Genomic DNA, 18,627 nt, shown 5'->3' with positions numbered 1-18,627 from the left:
GACAGCCATGAACGCGGCATTCGACATCAAATCGCTGGTCCAGGAAATCGACTACGGCACACCTGCCTCTGAAGCCGAGCAGCAAGTGACGCTGACGGTCGACGGCAAGTCGATAACGGTGCCGGCGGGGACCTCGATCATGCGCGCTTCGATGGAAGCGGGCGTCGAAATCCCGAAACTGTGCGCCACCGACATGCTGGACTCGTTCGGCTCCTGCCGGGTCTGCCTCGTCGAGATCGACGGGCGCGGCGGCACGCCGGCTTCATGCACGACGCCGGTCGGCGAGGGCATGGTCGTGCATACGCAGACCGATCGGCTGAACGCCATTCGCCGCGGCGTGATGGAACTCTACGTCTCCGACCACCCGGCAGCGTGGGGCGAGAAGGCCGGCACCGGCGCCAGCGAGTTCGACAAGGTCGTCACGACGGTCGGCCTGACCAAGAACCGCTATGGCGTGGACGGCCGCAACCACGCCAAGCAGGAAAACGGCGTGGCGCCCGGCCATGGCTCGCTGACCATCGATTACATCGCGCGCGATGAATCGAACCCGTATTTCACCTACGATCCGGCGCAGTGCATCGTCTGTTCGCGCTGCGTGCGCGCCTGCGAGGAGGTGCAGGGCACGTTCGCGCTGACCATCGAGGGCCGCGGCTTCGAATCCAGGGTCTCGGCCGGCATGCACGAGGCGTTTGTCGATTCCGAGTGCGTCTCTTGCGGGGCCTGCGTGCAGGCCTGCCCGACCGATGCGCTGAGGGAGAAGACCGTGCTGGCGAAAGGCCTGCCCGAGCGCTCGACCGTCACCACCTGCGCCTATTGCGGCGTCGGCTGTTCGTTCAAGGCCGAGGTCAAGGGCGACGAGGTCATCCGCATGATGCCCTACAAGGCAGGCAAGGCCAACCACGGCCACTCCTGCGTCAAGGGCCGCTTCGCCTATGGCTACGCGACGCACAAGGACCGTATCCTGAAACCGATGATCCGCGAAAAGGTCAGCGATCCGTGGCGCGAAGTGTCGTGGGAAGAGGCGCTCACCCATACGGCGAATGAGTTCCGCCGCATCCAGTACCAGTACGGCCGCACCTCGATCGGCGGCATCACCTCGTCGCGCTGCACCAACGAGGAGACCTACCTCGTCCAGAAGCTGGTCCGGCAGGGCTTCCGCAACAACAATGTCGATACCTGCGCCCGCGTCTGCCATTCGCCGACCGGCTATGGCCTCGGCCAGACCTTTGGCACCTCCGCCGGCACGCAGGATTTCGATTCGATCGAGCAGACGGACGTGATCCTGCTGATCGGCGCCAATCCGACCGATGCGCATCCGGTGTTCGCCTCGCGCATGAAGAAGCGCATGCGCGAGGGCGCCAAGCTGATCGTGCTCGATCCGCGCCGCACCGACATCGTGCGCTCGGCCCACGTCGAGGCGCAGTTCCATCTGCCGCTGAAGCCGGGCACCAACGTCGCCATGCTGACCGCACTTGCCCATGTCATCGTCACCGAGGGTCTGTTCGACGAGGCCTTCATCCGCGAGCGCTGCGACTGGGACGAGTTCCAGGACTGGGCATCGTTCGTGGCGCTGCCGGAAAATAGCCCGGAAGTGATCGGCCAGCTTGCAAATGTCGATCCCGACGACATACGCGGCGCGGCGCGGCTCTACGCCCGCGGCGGTAACGGCGCGATCTATTACGGCCTCGGCGTGACCGAGCACAGCCAGGGCTCGACCACCGTCATCGCCATTGCCAACCTCGCCATGGCGACCGGCAATATCGGCCGGCCGGGCGTCGGCGTGAACCCGCTGCGCGGCCAGAACAATGTGCAGGGCTCTTGCGACATGGGCTCGTTCCCGCACGAGCTTCCCGGCTATCGCCACATTTCAGGCGACGCGGTGCGCGCCATCTATGAGAGCCTGTGGGGCGTCAAGCTCGACGACGAGCCCGGCCTGCGCATCCCCAATATGCTGGATGCGGCCGTCGACGGCTCGTTCAAGGGGCTCTATGTGCAGGGCGAGGACATCCTGCAGTCGGACCCCGACACCAAGCATGTCGCCGCCGGTCTCGCCGCGATGGAATGCGTCGTCGTGCACGACCTCTTCCTCAACGAGACGGCCAACTACGCGCATGTGTTCCTGCCCGGCTCGACGTTCCTCGAGAAGGACGGCACCTTCACCAACGCCGAGCGCCGCATCAACATGGTGCGCAAGGTAATGGAGCCGAAATGCGGCTATGCCGACTGGGAAGCGACGCAGGAGCTCGCCAAGGCGCTCGGCCTCGGCTGGAACTACACGCATCCGTCCCAGATCATGGACGAGATCGCCAAGACAACCCCAAGTTTCGCCGGCGTTTCCTTCGACCTTCTCGACCGGGTGGGCTCGGTGCAGTGGCCCTGCAACGAGAAGTCGCCGGAAGGCACGCCGATCATGCATATCGGCGGCTTCGTGCGCGGCAAGGGCAAGTTCATCCGCACCGAATATGTCGCGACCGACGAAAGGACCGGACCGCGCTTCCCGCTGCTGCTGACCACCGGCCGCATCCTGTCGCAATACAATGTCGGCGCGCAGACCCGGCGCACCGACAATGTGGTCTGGCATAGCGAGGACCGGCTGGAGATCCATCCGCACGATGCCGAAAATCGCGGCCTGCGCGACGGCGACTGGGTGCGGCTGACCAGCCGCTCCGGCGAGACGACGCTGCGCGCGCTGATCACCGAGCGGGTGTCGCCGGGCGTCGTCTATACGACCTTCCACCATCCCGACACCCAGGCTAACGTCATCACCACCGACTTCTCCGACTGGGCGACCAACTGCCCGGAATACAAGGTGACCGCGGTGCAGGTGGGTGCATCCAACGGCCCGTCGGAATGGCAGCGCGACTATGACGAGCAGGCAAAGCAAAGCCGCCGCATCGCGAAGTTGGAAGCGGCGGAGTAGTCCTTGACCGCGCGCCGCAAAGCCATTGCGCAGATCTCGCGCCTCGCGCGCCGCGCCGGCGGCACTGCGGCCGCCAACCGCATGGTGCCGGAAGAGACGCCGGTGGCGTTCTCCTTTGCCGGCACCACGCATGCGGTGATGATGGCAAGCCCGGCTGATTTCGAGGATTTCGCGCTCGGCTTCTCGCTGACCGAAGGCATCATTGCCTCGCCGGACGAAATCGAAGCGATCGAGGTCGAGGATCACGGCGCCGGCATCGATATCCAGATCCGGCTGAAGGACCAGGCCAACACCCGCTTCGAAGCGCGTCGCAGACGCCTGGCCGGCCCGGTCGGCTGCGGGCTGTGCGGCATCGAATCGATCGAGGAGGCGATGCGCTCGGTAAACCCGGTCGGTGCGTCGCAACTTACACTTCAGGCCAATGACATCGTCCGCTCGGTCAAGCTTTTGTCGAAGCTGCAACCGCTGCACGCCGAGACCGGTGCCGTCCACGCCGCCGGTTTTTACCTTCCCGGCAAGGGCATCGTCATGGCGCGCGAGGATGTCGGCCGCCATAACGCGCTGGACAAGCTGGCTGGCGCGCTGGCCAAAGCCGGTATCGACGGCAGGTCGGGGGCCGTCGTCGTCACGTCGCGCGTTTCGGTCGAGATGGTGCAGAAGACCGCGGCGATCGGCTCGGCCGTCATCATTGCCGTCTCGGCGCCGACCGCACTTGCCATCCGCACCGCGGACGATTCCGGCATGACGCTGGTGGCGCTGGTGCGCGGCGACGATTTCGATATTTTCACCCATCCTGACCGCGTGGTTTCCGGAGTTGCCAAGCATGTCGCATGACGAAGGCCACCTCATGAGCACCAGCGAAAAGCTGGTTCGCATGGCCAACCAGATTGCCGCCTTTTTCCACTCAAAGCCGCGCGAGCAAGGCATTGCCGGCGTCGCCGAGCACATCAACAAATTCTGGGAGCCGAGGATGCGCCGGCAATTGTTCGAGATGCTGGACAGCGGTGGCGAGGGGTTCAACGAGCTTGTCGTCGCGGCCGCGCCACACATCAAGCGGCCGGGCGCGCCGGAGGGCGCAGGTTTTAGCGTCGGCGGAGCGAACACCGAGACTGCCGCCGCGTCACAGAAGTAGGCGCCGCGGGCCCACATTCACACTCTCTAAAGTTTCATCTGCCGCAAGCCGCGCGCCTCTGCTATGATCTGGCGATAAGAAATCGTCGGGTCGGGCGGACAAACTTCGTGAGGCCGATCGAAACTCGATACGCGCTCAGTGGCGACGCGCGGATCGCCTATCAGGTGGTCGGCCAGGGATCGCTCGATCTCGTCTTCGTGCCAGGTTTCATTTCCAATCTCGACCTGCACTGGGAAGACGAGGGCTACACCCGGCTGTTGAAGCGGCTTTCCGCGTTCTCGCGGCTGATCCTGTTCGACAAGCGCGGCACCGGTCTGTCCGACCGCGTCGATGTCCACCACCTGCCCAGCCTCGAAACCCGCATGGACGATGTACGCGCGGTGATGGATGCGACCGGCAGCGGCCGCGCCGCCTTGCTGGGCGCTTCGGAAGGCGCGCCGATGGCAATGCTGTTCGCCGCCACCTACCCGGAGCGGACGCGGGCGCTGGCGCTTTATGGCGGCTATGCGCATTTCCACAAATGGGTGATGCCGCCGGAACGCCTTGAGGCGTTCATCGCGACGGCGGAGACCGCATGGGGCACCGGCGCCACCCTGCCGCATTTCGCGCCCGGCCGCGTCGACGATCCACGTTTCGCCACATGGTGGGCGCGCTTCGAGCGGCTGTCGGCGAGCCCGACCGCGGCAATCGCCCTGGCCCGCATGAATGCAGCTATCGACGTGCGCGGCGTGCTGGCGGCGATCAGCGCACCGACGCTGCTCATCCATCGCCGCAACGATACGCGCGTCGACCCGGAGGCCAGCCGCTTCCTGGCAAGGAAGATCCCGAATGCGCGGCTGGTCGAGGTGGCCGGGCGCGACCACCCGATCTGGACCGGCGATGTCGACCGGGTGGCCGATCTGATCGAGGAATTCCTGACCGGAGCGCGCGCCGTTGCCGAGGCCGAGCGCGTGCTGGCTGCACTGCTGGTCACCCGGATCTACGACACGGCGCGGCTTGGCGACCGTATGTGGAGCGAGCGCAGCCGACGTTTTCAGGAAACATGGCGCCTGCTGGTCGGGCGCCATGGCGGCCGCCCGGCCGGCACGCATGGCGAGCTGATGATGGCGCGCTTCGACGGCCCGGCGCGGGCCGTACGCTGCGCGGCGGCGCTGCGCGATGCGGCGCAGGAGATCGGCGTCGCCAGCGCGCAGGGCGTGCATGTCGGCGAGGTCGAGTTGCGTGGGCCGCCGACGGGGTTGACGGCGCGCGTGACGATGCAGCTTGCCGCGCATGCCGGGCGCGGCGACATCCTCGCTTCGCGGCTGGTCGCCGACCTCGCCGCCGGTTCAGGGCTTCATTTCAATGACGCCGGGCGCATCGCGCTTGACGAGCTGGATGAACCGCTGGCGCTGGTGCAGGCGACCTCGGAACAGCATCTGGAGCCGGCCTGCCGGCCGAAGGCCAAGGCTGCCGAGCCGGCCGCACTGACGGCGCGCGAAAGCGAGGTGGTGAACCTCATCGCCGATGGCAAGAGCAATGCCGCGATCGCCGCCGAACTCGGGCTGAGCGAACACACTGTCAAGCGCCACGTCGCCAATATTCTGCTCAAGCTGGACCTGCCGTCGCGGGCGGCGGCGGCGGCGTTCTCGGCCCGGCACGCTGGCCCGCACGGGCCATAGGAGCCATGGCGCTTTCGGGCGAAGCGGCCGGGCATGCGTAAGCGCTATCACTTCGTCCCATGCAGGCCAGGCGGATGTCGCCGGGAAAGGCGCTGCGAAGGGAGGAATAAAATGCTGAAGTCGACACTCAAATCACTGGTGCTGGCGGCAGGCGTTGGCGCGCTGTTGGCGATCGTTCCTGCCAAGGCCGAAGACGCCTCGGCGACGGCTGCCTACAAGGACATCCAGGCAACGCTCGGCTCGGTACCGGACATGTTCAAGACGCTGCCGGACGTCGCCGTTGCCGGCGCCTGGGCCGAGATCAAGGGCGTGCAGCTCAACCCGAACACCGCGCTCGACGGCAAGACCAAGGAATTGATGGGCCTCGCCGTCGCCTCGCAGATCCCCTGCCAGTACTGCATCTATTTCCACACGCAGGCGGCCAAGCTGAATGGCGCCAGCGACGAGGAGATCAAGGAGGCGGTGGCGATGGCGGCGATCGTGCGCCACTGGTCGACGATGCTCAACGGCAGCCAGGTCGATCTCGCCACTTTCAAGAAGCAGTCCGACGAGGTGTTCGCGGCCGTCAAGGCGAAGTCGCAGTGAAGAAGCCACTGCCCGGCGGCGAGCGCCGGGCAGTGCCTGATCAAGCAACCACCCGATCCGAGAAGACGGGCCTATGGAGGAAAAATTGCTGACCAAGACACAGACGATAGACGGCGCTGCGATCAAGAAGGCGATTGAGGGCCGTGATGGAAAATTGCTGGCGAGCTTCTATGCCGACGACGCATTGGTGCGGGTGATCGACCGCAACAACCCGCCGAGCAAGCCGCGCGAAATCCGCGGGCGCGCTGCGATCACCACGTTCTGGGACGACATCTGCAGCCGGGCGATGACCCACAAGGTCGACACCACCATCGCCGACGGCAACAATCTCGCCTTCACCCAGGCCTGCTCCTATCCGGACGGGACCAAGGTATTCTGCGCGGCGATGCTGGAGCTGAAGAACGGCCAGATCGCACGGCAGACGGTCGTGCAGGCCTGGGACGAATAAGGAGGCGGCGATGTTCAGTGCCAGATGGCAGATCGACGCAAAATTCGGCCACAAGCAGACCGTGCTCGAACTGTTAAAGAATGAGAACGCGAGATCGGCTCGCAGGTCGGTCTCGACGATCTCAAGTTCCAGATCATGACCGGATCGAACGGCGCGCGGGAAGCGACGGTCGGGTCACATCACCAGGTCGAAAGCCTCGCCAGTTGGAGGCGTTCTTCGCCAGGATCGGCAAGATCGCCGCGCACGCCAAATGGGGCAAGGAGATGGAGCCCTATGTCGTGTCGGGCACCAGCCTGTAGAACATCTACCGCATCGTGGAATAGCAGTCCGGCCATTTCCCTTCTCCCCGTCACTTACGGGGAGAAGGTGGCGGCAGCCGGATGAGGGGCAGCGCCCACATCTACAATTACGGAGAGCAACCCCTACTCGCTCTCGCCGTCCACCGCCGGCACCGACACGCCGGCAAGCTCGGCCGCGAGCAGCCGCGACGCACCGGCGCGTGCGATCCGCAGCATCAGCGCCTTGCGCGTCGCAGCCGCCATGCGGTGCTCGGGCGCATCGCGCAAAATCTCGGCACCATAGCCGTCGGAGAGGATGAAGCCGCATTCCTCTGGAAAAATTTCCTGGGGCACGCCGGGATGCGTGGCGAAAAAGAAGCGGTCGGAATGCAGCCGGTAGTCCGGCCATTTGCGGTCGACCCTGAAATCCTCGATCGAGGATTTGATCTCGATGATCCAGATGTCGCCCTGGCGCGTCAGCGCGACGAGGTCGGCGCGGCGGCCGGTGGCCAGCGACAGTTCGGGCAAGACATGCGCGCCCATATCCCTGAGCAGCCGCTGCACGCCGCGCCTGACCAGCATGGCGCGCTCCGACTGGCGGCCATCGATGAGCGGATTGAGGGGTAGAGGTGAAATGATCGGCATGGCCGCACCATGGCAGATTTTGTTCACGGTTTGAACCGGTTTTTGCGGGGCGATTACGCACTTTACAAACACGGCGCTGTGCCTGATACCTTGAATCCACAGTAGGAATCCGGGTTATGAGTGTCCTTTTCGAGCCACACTTCCACAACGAAGAAGCTGCTTTCGAACGGCTGGAGACGGGCAAGAAGGCCCGTTAGGCAATGGCTGAGTCACAATGAGCGTCGTGAGCGGTGTGGTGCTTTGTACGTCTTCTGCTGAAGAGCTATCGAGCCCGAACGGCCTGCCCATTCTCTTCGAGAGCATACAGGAATGGCTGGCAGAGCGCGCCCCCTTCCAACAACTTAACAGCGTCGAGGATAGCTTTGGTGGCAGCAAGCACCCGCAAATGTTTGTAGCCGGTGGTGGCTTCAACCATTTCCCTGAAGACGATTTTGCGGCCTACGTGATGTTGTTACCTTGGCAAAACCCAGAAAACGTTGTGCTGGTGATCAAGCCCGAAGAAGGGCCTACCCGCGTCTTCAGGCCTTCCTGTTTGTAAAGTACATAATTTGCCTTTTTGAGAAACGATAAAGGCCCACCCTACCCCAAGGCGGGCCGCTCGCGTTAGCAATGCAATTCCTACGGGTGAGGGGAGCTATGTTTTCGCGAGGCGTCGCCGTTGATCTAATATTCACCGCTGCAGGACCGATAGTGGTCGCAGCCTAATCAAAGAGGTGGCGAAGCATGGTTACTGAGAATGCAAGTTTGACGGCCGAGCAGACCAGGCTCAACAGGATGCTCGTGCGGGGCGTCGTATTTTCCGTCATTTGGCTCGCCGGTTTCGGGTCTTCTTATGCACTCTACCAGGGGCTTCTGGCGCGACGGATGATAAAAATGAATCCCGTGCTTCGGGGAAAAGGCCGCGCCTGGTGGTGCATCATTGTGGGAGGGCTTGGGCCGCAGCCTTATGTGCGATAGTTGGCGCCGGCATTTTCAACGCCATGACACAACCCTAGGTCACGCTGTAACACCGCCTGCCGATCTGGTGTTGGGTCATATTGATTTGTAGGTCCCGTCAATGAGTGCTTCCGGCGTCATCCTCCCATCATTGGCCGTCATTTCCCGCCCGCAAGTTTAAAGCTTGCTGATTCATATCAGAATGCTCCTGTCCCGTCGCCGGGCCGCACCAGATATGGCAACTCAGATTTGCCATTGTCATCGACCCAGCCCTCAGCTAACCGGCATCATGCCCTCCAGAGCAATAATTCTCGTCTTTGCGCAGCGTTCGCGGATGGCTTTGAGGCGGCCGTATTCCGGAGAGTCGTACCATGCCAGGAGGGACGCCATGTCCGGGAATTCGACAATGACGAGGCGATGAGGTTCCCAATCGCCCTCCAGAACTTTGGTGGCTCCGCCGCGAGCGATATACCTCCCCCCATAGCGGGCTTCGGTTGCCGGCACGTCCCGGCGGTATTCCTCGAAAACGGCGGCGTCGGTTATGTCTACATCAGCAATGAGATATGCGGCCATTGACCTTACTCCTCTTGGGAAAGGCAATTGAAACAGGTCTATTAGCGGCCCCGCAACTAAGCCAGCGGTACTACGCCTCGGAAACGACTCGCGTTCTCCGGATTGGGGCGCTTAACTGTCTTGGTGGGGGCAGCTCTGGGAGGAGACGAACCATGCCGATGTATCTCACGCGATTCAGCTACAGGCCCGAAACCTGGGCGCGCTTGATGGATAATCCCGAGGATAGACGCGAGGCTGCCCGTTCCTACATCGAGTCGGTCGGCGGAAAGCTGCACGGGTTCTGGTATGCCTTCGGAGAGTACGATGGCTGGAACCTATGGGAGGCGCCGGACAACGTGTCGATGGCCTCTGTCATGCTGGCCATCGGTGCGGGAGGCGCGCTCAGCTCGTACCAGACCACCGTCCTGTTAAGCGTCGAAGAGACGATGGACGCGCTTGGCAAAGCCAAGTCGATCCGGTACCGCCCACCGGGATCGTGACCGCCGCCCCTGCGGAGTGTCGAAGGCTGGGGAACGCTTGCTCTCGAACGGCGCACGTTGCAGCTTGCGTTTTCAATGTCTGCCACGGATTTTAGGAGGAGCATTAGATGACGGAAGATGACGACCGGAAATCGGCGACGCCGGAGGAAATCCGCTCGGCCATCAGAGGCTGGGCGGTGCTTGGGGCAATTATCGTTGCCGTGTTTGGTGCGGCCTACGTCATGATCGATAGTTGAATGGCCGACGATCCTGGTCGCCCCGATGGATTGCCTGAAAAGATCGGCACGGTCCTTGGTGCATTGGTGGTGATCGGCACGTTCGGGCTTCTGGCTTGGGCCGTGCTTCGCGGCGTCCTTTATTAAACCCGGGCCCGTCTGGACTTTCCCCTGCGGCGGCCGCGTCTCAGGCCGATCTCCTCGTAGCAACGGATGGTCTTGGCCGCAGGCCAGAGCGCCGGGCAGCGTCACCGACATTCATGGGTGATTTCTTCGTCTCCTGGTCCTTGTTCCTGGCCCCATTGATTTTGCAACATAATCCTGCGGGGGCTGTTGCCGAAATGCCATAGTCGCGGGTTTACCAGCACGCAAGTCCAAGGATATAGGCATCGCCCGCTTGGCAAGCAAAGCAAATGCCAGCATGAATGAAGATGAAAAAAGCGGCCGACTCGAGCCGCTGTTGTTTGGGCAGGCATCGGACCTTTTCATGCGCATGAAGTCACTTGCAATCGTCGCGGCCCTGGCGCTGTCGACGGCTGTCGCCGGTTGCAGCACCATCGGCTCGCAGATCTTCACCAACAACTACGGCGCGGTGACCGACGCCGGCTATCACCTGCCGCGCGTTCCGATCGAAAAGGTGCCGTTCAAATACCGCCGGCAGATCGTCGACTACGACACCAGGGAAAAGCCGGGCACCATTATCGTCGATACGCAGAACAAGTTCCTCTATTTCGTCATGGGCGACGGCGAAGCGATGCGCTACGGCATCGGCGTCGGCCGTGAGGGTTTCGAATGGCACGGCACCGCCCATATCGCGCTGAAGCGCGAATGGCCGACCTGGACACCGCCTTCGCAGATGATCAAGCGCCAGCCGGAGTTGGCCAAGTTTGCCGGTGGCATGGAGCCGGGGTTGAAGAACCCGCTCGGCGCGCGCGCCATGTACCTGTTCAACAAGGGCGGCGACATGGGTTATCGCCTGCATGGCAGCCCGGAATGGAATTCGATCGGCAAGGCGATGTCGTCGGGCTGCATCCGGCTGATGAACCAGGACATTATCGACCTCTACGACCGCACCTCGGTCGGCGCCAAGGTCATTGTGATATAAAACCCTTATACGCGGACCGTCTAGGCAACAACACAGACGTCGCAAACAGAAAACCGGGCACTTTGGCCCGGTTTTTTGTTGTCTATCGACGTTGACGATGGAACGGTGCGTCAGGAGACCTGTTCGACGTGCTGCACTTCCGGCACAAAGTGCCGGAGCAGGTTCTGGATGCCGTGCTTCAGCGTCGCCGTCGACGACGGGCAGCCGGCGCAGGCGCCCTTCATGTGCAGGAACACGGTGCCGTTCTCGAAGCCGCGGAAGGTGATGTCGCCGCCGTCCTGGGCCACCGCCGGGCGCACCCGCGTGTCGAGCAGCTCCTTGATGGTGACGACCAGCTCCTCGTCGGCCTTGTCGTAGAATTCGCCGGTCTGGCTGGTCTCGGCGGCGGGGCCGGCCTTGGCCATCACCGGGGCGCCGGACATGAAATGCTCCATGATGGCGCCGAGGATAGCCGGCTTCAGATGCTGCCAGTCGGGGCCGTCCTTGGTCACGGTGATGAAGTCATAGCCGAAGAAGACGCCGGTGACGCCGGGGATTTCGAACAGCCGGCCGGCGAGCGGCGAAGCCGTCGCGGCGCTATCGGCATCGCGGAAATCGGCGGTGCCTTCTTGCAGCACTTCCTTGCCGGGCAGGAATTTCAGCGTCGCCGGGTTTGGCGTCGACTCGGTCTGGATGAACATGGCCGTCTCCGTGCCCGTTTGGGGCAGCTAGTTTGGAATAATTCTAATTAGGCTTTATCCGCCCGACATTCAAGCGAAAGGCATCGCGGGGAACGGCTGGCTGGCGGAATGTTTTGCTAGCGCCCTGAAACGCTTGGAGATGTGTTGAGATTCAGGTCAGGCCGAGCCGAAAATGGTGGGTTCCGAGAACCGGAGCGGAGCGTACTTTTGGTACGTGAGCACCGGAAGCGCAGGAAGCCGCCAATTGCAGGCCGGCCTCACCTGAATATCAGCGCATCTCAGGCGAGGCTGTCGATCTCTTCGTCCGACAGGTTCTGCGGCACCACCGTGACGGGAATCGGAAAGGCGGCGCCCTTGCCGGCGACCGCGCCGACCAGCGGCCCAGGCCCTTCCTTGCCGGCGCCTGCCGCCAGCACCAGGATGGCGATGTCCTGGTCTTCCTCGATCAGCTTGTGGATCTCTTCGGTCGGCTTGCCTTCGCGCACCACCAGTTCCGGCTCGATGCCGAGCTTCTGGCGCACCTTGTTGGCGTAGCTGTCGAGTGCGGCGCGCGCCGTGGCGTTCGCCTCCTCGCGCATGATCTTCTCGACGCCCAGCCAGTGCTGGAAATCATCCGGCTCGATGACATAGAGCAGCACCAGCACGCCGCCCGTGCTTTGCGCCCGCTTCGAGGCGTAGGCGACGGCGCGCTCGCATTCGGGCGTGTCGTCGATGATCGCCAGGAACTTGCGGCGATGACCGGCTTCGCGGCTGAGGCGTTTGGAGACCATATTCACCCTGTTCGATGGTTTCGGTCGCAATCTGCCACCGCCTCAGCCCGCCCGCAAGCGACCGGCGGCTGTGGCAATGCTGGTGCAGCTTAAAGCGCGTCGCGTTCGACCAGCGACGCGCTTCAGGTTCTTGTTTTATGCATGTCGTTATCGCAAAACCGCTGCACACTTTTGCGCGACATGCATTAGCCTTGCAGCAGGCCGATAATGTCGCGCACGGTCTTCATGGTCGCTTCGGCCAATGTGCCGGCACGCTCGCCGCCATCCCGCAGCACCGCGTCGACGTAGGCGCGGTCGCTGGAGATGCGGCGCATCTCGCCGGCGATCGGCGCCAGTTTTTCCACCGCAAGGTCGGCCAGCGCCGGCTTGAACACCGAAAACTGCTGGCCGCCATATTCCTTCAGCACCGCCTCTTTCGAGATTTCGGCGAGGCCGGCATAGATGCCGACGAGGTTTTCCGCTTCCGGCCGGCCGGCAAGCCCGTCCAGTTCGCCGGGCAAAGCCTCCGGGTCGGTCTTGGCCTTGCGGATCTTCTTCGAGATGGCGTCGGCATCGTCGGTCAGGTTGATGCGCGACAGGTCCGACGGGTCCGACTTCGACATCTTCTTCGAACCGTCGCGCAGCGACATGATGCGCGCTGCCGGGCCGCCGATGACCGGCTCGGTCAGCGGGAAATAGCCGTTCACCGTCTCTTCGCCGACCTCCATCTCGACGCCGACGCCAAGCGCTGCGATGCGGTCCGAAAAGTCGTTGTTGAATTTCTGCGCGATGTCGCGGGTCAGCTCCAGATGTTGCTTCTGGTCGTCGCCGACCGGCACGTGGGTGGCGCGGTAGACGAGGATGTCGGCGGCCATCAGGGAGGGATAGGCGAGCAGGCCGAGCGAGGCGTTCTCGCGGTCCTTGCCCGCCTTGTCCTTGAATTGCGTCATGCGGTTCATCCAACCGATGCGCGCCACGCAGTTGAAGATCCAGGCAAGCTCGGCGTGCTGCATCACCCGCGACTGGTTGAAGACGATGTGCTTGGTCGGGTCGATGCCGGAGGCGAGAAACGCCGCGGTGATCGACCGCGTCTGGTCCTGAAGATCCTCATGGACGAGCTGTGCGGTCAGCGAGTGCAGATCGACGACGCAATAGATACAGTCGGAGGTGTCCTGCAGGGCGACGAATTTCTTGATGGCGCCGAGATAATTGCCGAGATGCAGATTGCCAGTTGGCTGGACGCCGGAAAAAACGAGCGGTTTGAAGGGGGGCTGATCGGTCATGGTGTTTCCCTGGCTTGTGGAGGGCCGTTTCGCGCGCGGCGAAAGTCTTGCGACGGCGCGCTTATGGACGAGAGCGAGGAGACGATCAAGAGGGGCGTGGGCCAGGGCGCGCAGGCTTTGACGTCGGCCGAACAGAAGGCTGTTTGAGGGATGGCGCCGACCAGAAACAAAAACCCGCCTCGGTGGGCGGGTCGTTGGAGCCAATTAGCACCATACTGAGATTAATAGCATAGCTGCCGGCACAAAGCAAGAACAAAATTGGCGCTGATGAATTTTCCCCCTCACGGATCCGGAGATTGCTCCTTGACCGGCTGGGAGCCCTTGCGCCCGATATTGCGGCGGATCATGCCGAAATCGGCGCCGCCGGTGGCGAAGGCGGTGACGAAGTAAAGCAGCGCCCCGCCGGCGACGAGCGCAAGCAGGGTTACCGCCTTGATCACCAGCAGCGAGCCGGAGCCGAGACTTGCGGCGAACCAGTGTTCGGCAAAATAGAGCGCCGCGGCCATCACCGCCGCCGACAGCACCAGCCGCGGGATGCGTTTCATGAGCGGCACGTCGCGGCCCCAATGGCCGCGCCGGATCAGCACGGCGAGCAGCATCGCCGCATTGACCCAGCCGGCGACAGCGGAGGCAACGGCAATGCCGGGCGCGCCCATCGTCGGAAACAGCGTCAGTGCCGTCGTAATGTTAACCGCCACCGAGATGGCGGCGAAAATCATCGGCGTGCGCGTGTCCTCGCGAGCGAAATAGCCTGGGGTGAACGCCTTGATCAGCACGAAGGCCGGCAGGCCGAGCCCGAAGATCGCCAGGATTGCCGCGACCGTCGGCGTCGAATTGTTGGCGGCAAAGGCGCCGCGCTCATAGACCAGCCGCACGATCGGCTCGGACATGACCAGCAGCGCGGCCGCCGCAGGCAAGGTCATGAAAAGGGTAAACTCGACCGAGCGGTTCTGCAGATTGGCGGCCTCGACCAGATTGCCCGATTTCAGCGCCCGCGACAGTTCCGGCAACAGCACGATGGCGACAGCGACGCCGACGACGCCCAGCGGCAGCTGGTAGACGCGGTCGGCATAGGCCAGCGACGACACCGCACTGTCCTGCGCCGATGCGATCGCCGTGCCGATCAGCTGGTTGATCTGGGTGATGCCGCCGGTGATCGCCGCCGGCAGCGCCAGGATCAGCAGCCGCTTGACGTTCGGCGTCATCTTCGGCCGCCGGAAGCCGATCGAAATGCCGGCATGGCGCACCGCCGCCCAGACGATCGCCAGCTGCACCAGGCCGGCCGCCAGCACGCCCCAAGCCAGGCCGAAACCAACGGTGCGGGCGTCCGAACCCTTGTACCAGGCATAGGCAAGCACGGCGATAAGGATGACGTTGAGGAACACCGGCGCCACCGCAGCGGCGAAATAGCGGCGCAGCGAATTCAGCATGCCGGCCATCATGGCGCCGAGCGACATGCAGATCAGGTAGGGGAACATGACGGTCGCCAGCGCCACCGTCGTCTCGAATTTTCCCGGCGTGTCGGCAAAGCCCGGCGCCACCAGATAGCGCACGATCAGCGGCATCGCCAGTTCCATGGCGATGGTCAGCGCCAGAAGCGCCGTGAACAAGACGCCGAACACCTCTTCGGAAAAGCGCTTGGCGCCGTCGGTGCCGTGTGTCTCGATCTCCTTGGCGAACAGCGGCACGAAGGCGGCATTGAAGGCGCCTTCGGCGAACAGCCGGCGAAAGGTGTTGGGAAACTGGAAGGCGGCATTGAAGGCGTCGGCGATCGGCCCGGTGCCAAGTGCAGCAGCCATCAGCATCTCGCGGCCGAAACCGAGGGCGCGGCTCATCAGCGTGCCGGAAGCGACCGTGGCGAATTTCTTGACAAGGCTCATGCGCTTGAAGACTGCCTGTGCGATTGGGGCAAATGGAAGGTAACAGTCACTCGGCGGCCGTTTTGGTCTTGCCGCGCTCGGACGCCGTGCCCTCGAGCACCGCGATCAGCCTGTTGCGGATGGTCGCGGTGCGCGACGGGCTGTCGATCTTCTGGCCGGTGAGATCGGTGACGTAGAACGTGTCGATGACTTTTTCGCCGAAGGTGGTGATGTGGGCCGAGGCGATGTCGAGCGACAGGTCCGACAACATGCCGGTGATCTCCGACAGAAGGCCCGGCCTGTCCAGCCCCTCGACCTCGATCACCGAGAAACGGTTCGACAGCGTGTTGCGGATCTCGGCGCGTGGCGGAATACGGAAAACCTTGGCGCCGCGCCGCGGCTTGGTGCGCTTCTCGATCATTTCGGGCAGCCAGCTCTTGCCCGACAGCACGTCCTCGATCAGCCGGCCGACGCGCTCGGCACGGCGGCGCTCGTCCTCGTCGCGGTCGAACTCCCTCGAGATCAGGATGGTGTCGAGCGCGCGGCCGTCCGAGGTGGTGAAGATCTGCGCGTCGACGATGTTGCCGCCGGCCGCGGCACAGGCGCCGGCAATCACCGAGAGCAGGCGCGGATGGTCCTGCGCCAGCACGGTGATCTCGGTCACCGCCTCGAACTGGTGGGTTTTGACCATGGTGGCGAGCTTCTTGCCGGCGTGATCGGCCTCGCGGATGAATTCGGCATGGCGGAGCTGGTCGGGAAGATCGACCGCCAGCAGATAGTTCTCGTAGTGCTGGCCGACATAACGCTTGCGGGCCTTTTCCGGCCAGTCGGCAAGCGCCTCGGCCAGTTGTTCGCGCGCCGCCGCCGTCCGTTTGGCGCGCGACACCTCCGAAAACCCGCCGGTCAACAAAAGCTCGGTCTCGTAGTAGAGCGTACGCAGCAACTGGCCCTTCCAGCCGTTCCAGACCCCAGGCCCGACGCCGCGGATATCGCAGACGGTAAGCACAAGCAGCATCTTCAGCCGTTCGACCGACTGCACGATGGCGGCAAAATCCTCGATCGTCTTGCGGTCGTTGAGATCGCGGGTCTGCGCCGTCATCGACATGACGAGGTGGTTCTCGACCAGCCAGGCAACCGTTTCGGTGTCGGCCGGCGACAGCCCCATATGCGGGCAGATGCGCCGGGCGATCCTGGCGCCGGCTTGCGAATGGTCCTCCGGCCTGCCCTTGGCGATGTCGTGCAGCAGCACGGCGACATAGAGCGCCTCGCGGCTCTTCTTCAGCCCCGGCATCAGCGAGTGGGCGAGTGGATGGATCTTTTCCCCGTCGCCGCGCTCGATCTCGGCCAGCACGCCGATGCAGCGGATCAAATGCTCGTCCACGGTGTAGTGGTGGTACATCGAGAACTGCATCATGGCGACGATCTTGCCGAAGTCCGGGATCAGCTTTGCCAGCAGTCCGGCCTCGTTCATGCGCCGCAGATTGAGCTCGGCGTTGCGGTCCGAGGTCAACACATCGAGGAACAGCCGGTTGGCCTCCTCGTCGCGCCTGAGCGCCTTGCCGACGAGGCCGAGAGAGCGGGTCAAAAGCTTCAGCGCATCGGGGTGGAATTCCAGGCCATGCTTGTCGGCAAACCAGAACAGCCTGAGCAGGTTAACCGGATCGCGCTCGAACACCTCGTCGTCGGCAATGTTGATGCGGTGGTTGTCGACGATGAAATCGGCCGTGCCGGCGAGCTTGCGCTTGCGGCGCGAAAAGGTGAGAAAGATGCGGTTGAAGCCCGGCACATGCTTGGCCTGCTCTTCTTCCAGCGCGGCGCAGAAAATGCGGGTCAGGTCGCCGACATCCTTGGCGACGAGGAAGTAGTGCTTCATGAATCGCTCGACCGCCGACAGGCCGGGATGGGTGGTGTAGCCCAGCCGCTCGGCAATATCGCGCTGGATATCGAAATGCAGCCGCTCCTCGGCCTTGCCGGTGAGGAAATGCATGTGGCAGCGCACCGCCCATAGGAAATCCTCGGCCTTCTGGAATTCCCTGTATTCGGCGTCGGTGAAGACGCCCTTGTCGACCAGTTCCTCGCCGGTGCGCACGCGGTAGAAATATTTGGCGATCCAGAACAGCGTCTGCAGGTCGCGCAGGCCGCCCTTGCCGTCCTTGACGTTGGGTTCGACCAGGTAACGGCTCTCGCCGGCCTTGGCGTGGCGCTCGTCGCGTTCGGCGAGCTTGGCCTGGACATATTCGGGGCCGGTGGTGCGCACCACCTCATGGTCGAAGCGCTGCAAAAGCTCGTCATAGAGCTTTTGCTCGCCCCACAGGAAGCGCGCCTCCAGGATCGAGGTGCGGATGGTGATGTCGGTGCGCGACAGCCTGAGGCACTCGTCGATGTTGCGGGTGGCGTGGCCGACCTTCAGCCCGAGGTCCCACAGCATGTAGAGCATGTATTCGACGATCTGCTCGCCCCACGGCGTCTGCTTGTAGGGCAGTAGGAACAGCAGATCGATGTCGGACCCGGGCGCCAGCGTGCCGCGGCCATAGCCGCCGACGGCCACGACCGCCATGCGCTCGGCCGATGACGGGTTTTTGACGCGATAGACATGGGTGGCGGCGAAATCGTAGAGCGCGCGGATGATCTCATCCATCAGATGCGACAGCCGGGCGGCGCAGGCGGTGCCGCTGCCATCGTCCATCAGCATGCGTTCGGCGACCGTGCGGCCGTCGGCGAGCCGGCTTTTGAGAAGCTTGAGGACGCCGCTGCGCGCGGCCTTACCGGAGCCGTCGCCTGCCGTGGCCGCGGTCAGTTCGGTCATCTCGCGGCGCAAGGCTTCGCCGTCGATCAGTTCCTCGAGCTTCAGGGATATTCTTGCCATAAATGCCGTTCGGCCTCGCCGTTTCGGCGGCGTCTATAGCGCGTTTTCGCGGCGCTGGGTATGGGGCGGACGGACGCGTTCTCCACGGCCACCGACAGGACGATCATCTCGCGCCCGCTGCCGGTTCGGTTAGGGCCTGGCCACGAAAAATCGAAATCGGCCCTTGACCTTCCAGTTACTGGAAGCACTACCTCCGCCGCAACATCGAAATAC

Annotated in this window: 18 protein-coding genes; 11 read left to right on the top strand and 7 right to left on the bottom strand. The window is 63.5% G+C overall.

Translation table 11 applies throughout. The features are described from left to right. Positions 1 to 7: 7 nt before the first annotated feature. From fdhF to NKJ81_RS11080, 6 genes are all read left to right on the top strand, one after another. Entirely contained in the window at positions 8 to 2,920 is a 2,913-nt protein-coding gene (gene fdhF, locus NKJ81_RS11105; RefSeq protein WP_352540453.1) for a formate dehydrogenase subunit alpha, read from the top strand. Between the two features lie 3 nt (positions 2,921 to 2,923). Next, positions 2,924 to 3,754, top strand: coding sequence for a formate dehydrogenase accessory sulfurtransferase FdhD (fdhD, locus tag NKJ81_RS11100; protein ID WP_352540452.1), 831 nt, complete (start codon positions 2,924 to 2,926; stop codon positions 3,752 to 3,754). Beyond that, positions 3,744 to 4,052 carry a formate dehydrogenase subunit delta gene (locus tag NKJ81_RS11095; RefSeq protein ID WP_352469984.1) on the top strand — a complete coding sequence of 103 codons (309 nt, stop codon included), beginning with the start codon at positions 3,744 to 3,746 and terminating at the stop codon, positions 4,050 to 4,052. Before fdhD ends, NKJ81_RS11095 begins: the two co-directional genes overlap by 11 nt. A 107-nt stretch (positions 4,053 to 4,159) precedes the next feature. Then, positions 4,160 to 5,713 (top strand): alpha/beta fold hydrolase, encoded by a 1,554-nt coding sequence (locus tag NKJ81_RS11090; protein WP_352540451.1) that lies wholly within the window; start codon positions 4,160 to 4,162, stop codon positions 5,711 to 5,713. Between the two features lie 111 nt (positions 5,714 to 5,824). Further along, positions 5,825 to 6,298 carry a carboxymuconolactone decarboxylase family protein gene (locus tag NKJ81_RS11085; RefSeq protein ID WP_352448517.1) on the top strand — a complete coding sequence of 158 codons (474 nt, stop codon included), beginning with the start codon at positions 5,825 to 5,827 and terminating at the stop codon, positions 6,296 to 6,298. Positions 6,299 to 6,383: 85 nt separating this feature from the next. Further along, positions 6,384 to 6,746 carry a nuclear transport factor 2 family protein gene (locus tag NKJ81_RS11080; RefSeq protein ID WP_352448516.1) on the top strand — a complete coding sequence of 121 codons (363 nt, stop codon included), beginning with the start codon at positions 6,384 to 6,386 and terminating at the stop codon, positions 6,744 to 6,746. Positions 6,747 to 7,168: 422 nt separating this feature from the next. On the opposite strand, the gene NKJ81_RS11075 is transcribed toward NKJ81_RS11080, so the two are convergent. Beyond that, positions 7,169 to 7,669: an MmcB family DNA repair protein gene (locus NKJ81_RS11075; protein WP_352540450.1), complete on the bottom strand. Its 501-nt coding sequence runs from the start codon at positions 7,667 to 7,669 to the stop codon at positions 7,169 to 7,171. A 214-nt stretch (positions 7,670 to 7,883) separates the two neighbouring features. Here NKJ81_RS11075 and NKJ81_RS11070 point away from each other — a divergent pair, with 214 nt between their 5' ends. After that, a complete protein-coding gene (locus NKJ81_RS11070) occupies positions 7,884 to 8,207 on the top strand; it encodes a hypothetical protein (RefSeq protein ID WP_352540449.1) in 324 nt (107 codons plus the stop codon). Between the two features lie 671 nt (positions 8,208 to 8,878). On the opposite strand, the gene NKJ81_RS11065 is transcribed toward NKJ81_RS11070, so the two are convergent. After that, entirely contained in the window at positions 8,879 to 9,178 is a 300-nt protein-coding gene (locus NKJ81_RS11065; protein ID WP_023717905.1) for a DUF1330 domain-containing protein, read from the bottom strand. Positions 9,179 to 9,330: 152 nt separating this feature from the next. Here NKJ81_RS11065 and NKJ81_RS11060 point away from each other — a divergent pair, with 152 nt between their 5' ends. The 4 genes from NKJ81_RS11060 to NKJ81_RS11045 all read left to right on the top strand — a co-directional run bounded on the left by NKJ81_RS11060 (position 9,331) and on the right by NKJ81_RS11045 (position 10,977). Next, positions 9,331 to 9,657, top strand: coding sequence for a GYD domain-containing protein (locus NKJ81_RS11060; RefSeq protein WP_023676390.1), 327 nt, complete (start codon positions 9,331 to 9,333; stop codon positions 9,655 to 9,657). Between the two features lie 107 nt (positions 9,658 to 9,764). Beyond that, the gene (locus NKJ81_RS11055) at positions 9,765 to 9,893 is read left to right on the top strand and encodes a hypothetical protein (RefSeq protein WP_302893588.1); all 129 of its coding nucleotides are present in this window, start codon (positions 9,765 to 9,767) and stop codon (positions 9,891 to 9,893) included. Then, on the top strand, positions 9,894 to 10,019 hold the full coding sequence (locus NKJ81_RS11050) for a hypothetical protein (protein WP_352540448.1): 126 nt from the start codon (positions 9,894 to 9,896) through the stop codon (positions 10,017 to 10,019). Positions 10,020 to 10,359: 340 nt separating this feature from the next. Further along, entirely contained in the window at positions 10,360 to 10,977 is a 618-nt protein-coding gene (locus NKJ81_RS11045) for a L,D-transpeptidase (RefSeq protein WP_352448678.1), read from the top strand. 110 nt (positions 10,978 to 11,087) lie between these two features. Here NKJ81_RS11045 and NKJ81_RS11040 read toward each other — a convergent pair whose 3' ends face one another. From NKJ81_RS11040 to NKJ81_RS11020, 5 genes are all read right to left on the bottom strand, one after another. Next, positions 11,088 to 11,657: a NifU family protein gene (locus NKJ81_RS11040; protein WP_023676386.1), complete on the bottom strand. Its 570-nt coding sequence runs from the start codon at positions 11,655 to 11,657 to the stop codon at positions 11,088 to 11,090. A 278-nt stretch (positions 11,658 to 11,935) separates the two neighbouring features. After that, positions 11,936 to 12,427, bottom strand: a complete 492-nt coding sequence (locus NKJ81_RS11035) for a universal stress protein (RefSeq protein WP_352469977.1) — start codon at positions 12,425 to 12,427, stop codon at positions 11,936 to 11,938. 185 nt (positions 12,428 to 12,612) lie between these two features. Continuing rightward, complete coding sequence (gene trpS, locus NKJ81_RS11030) at positions 12,613 to 13,689, bottom strand: tryptophan--tRNA ligase (protein WP_352469976.1); 1,077 nt, start codon at positions 13,687 to 13,689, stop codon at positions 12,613 to 12,615. 281 nt (positions 13,690 to 13,970) lie between these two features. Next, a complete protein-coding gene (gene murJ / locus NKJ81_RS11025; protein ID WP_352540447.1) occupies positions 13,971 to 15,569 on the bottom strand; it encodes a murein biosynthesis integral membrane protein MurJ in 1,599 nt (532 codons plus the stop codon). Between the two features lie 46 nt (positions 15,570 to 15,615). After that, entirely contained in the window at positions 15,616 to 18,414 is a 2,799-nt protein-coding gene (locus NKJ81_RS11020) for a [protein-PII] uridylyltransferase (RefSeq protein ID WP_352540446.1), read from the bottom strand. Between the last annotated feature and the right edge of the window lie 213 nt (positions 18,415 to 18,627).

It is taken from the genome of Mesorhizobium sp. M0018, assembly GCF_040323955.1.
In the GTDB taxonomy this organism is placed as follows: Bacteria; Pseudomonadota; Alphaproteobacteria; order Rhizobiales; family Rhizobiaceae; genus Mesorhizobium.
Note: the sequence above shows the minus strand (reverse complement) of the source record. Positions and strands in the feature narration are given on the sequence as shown.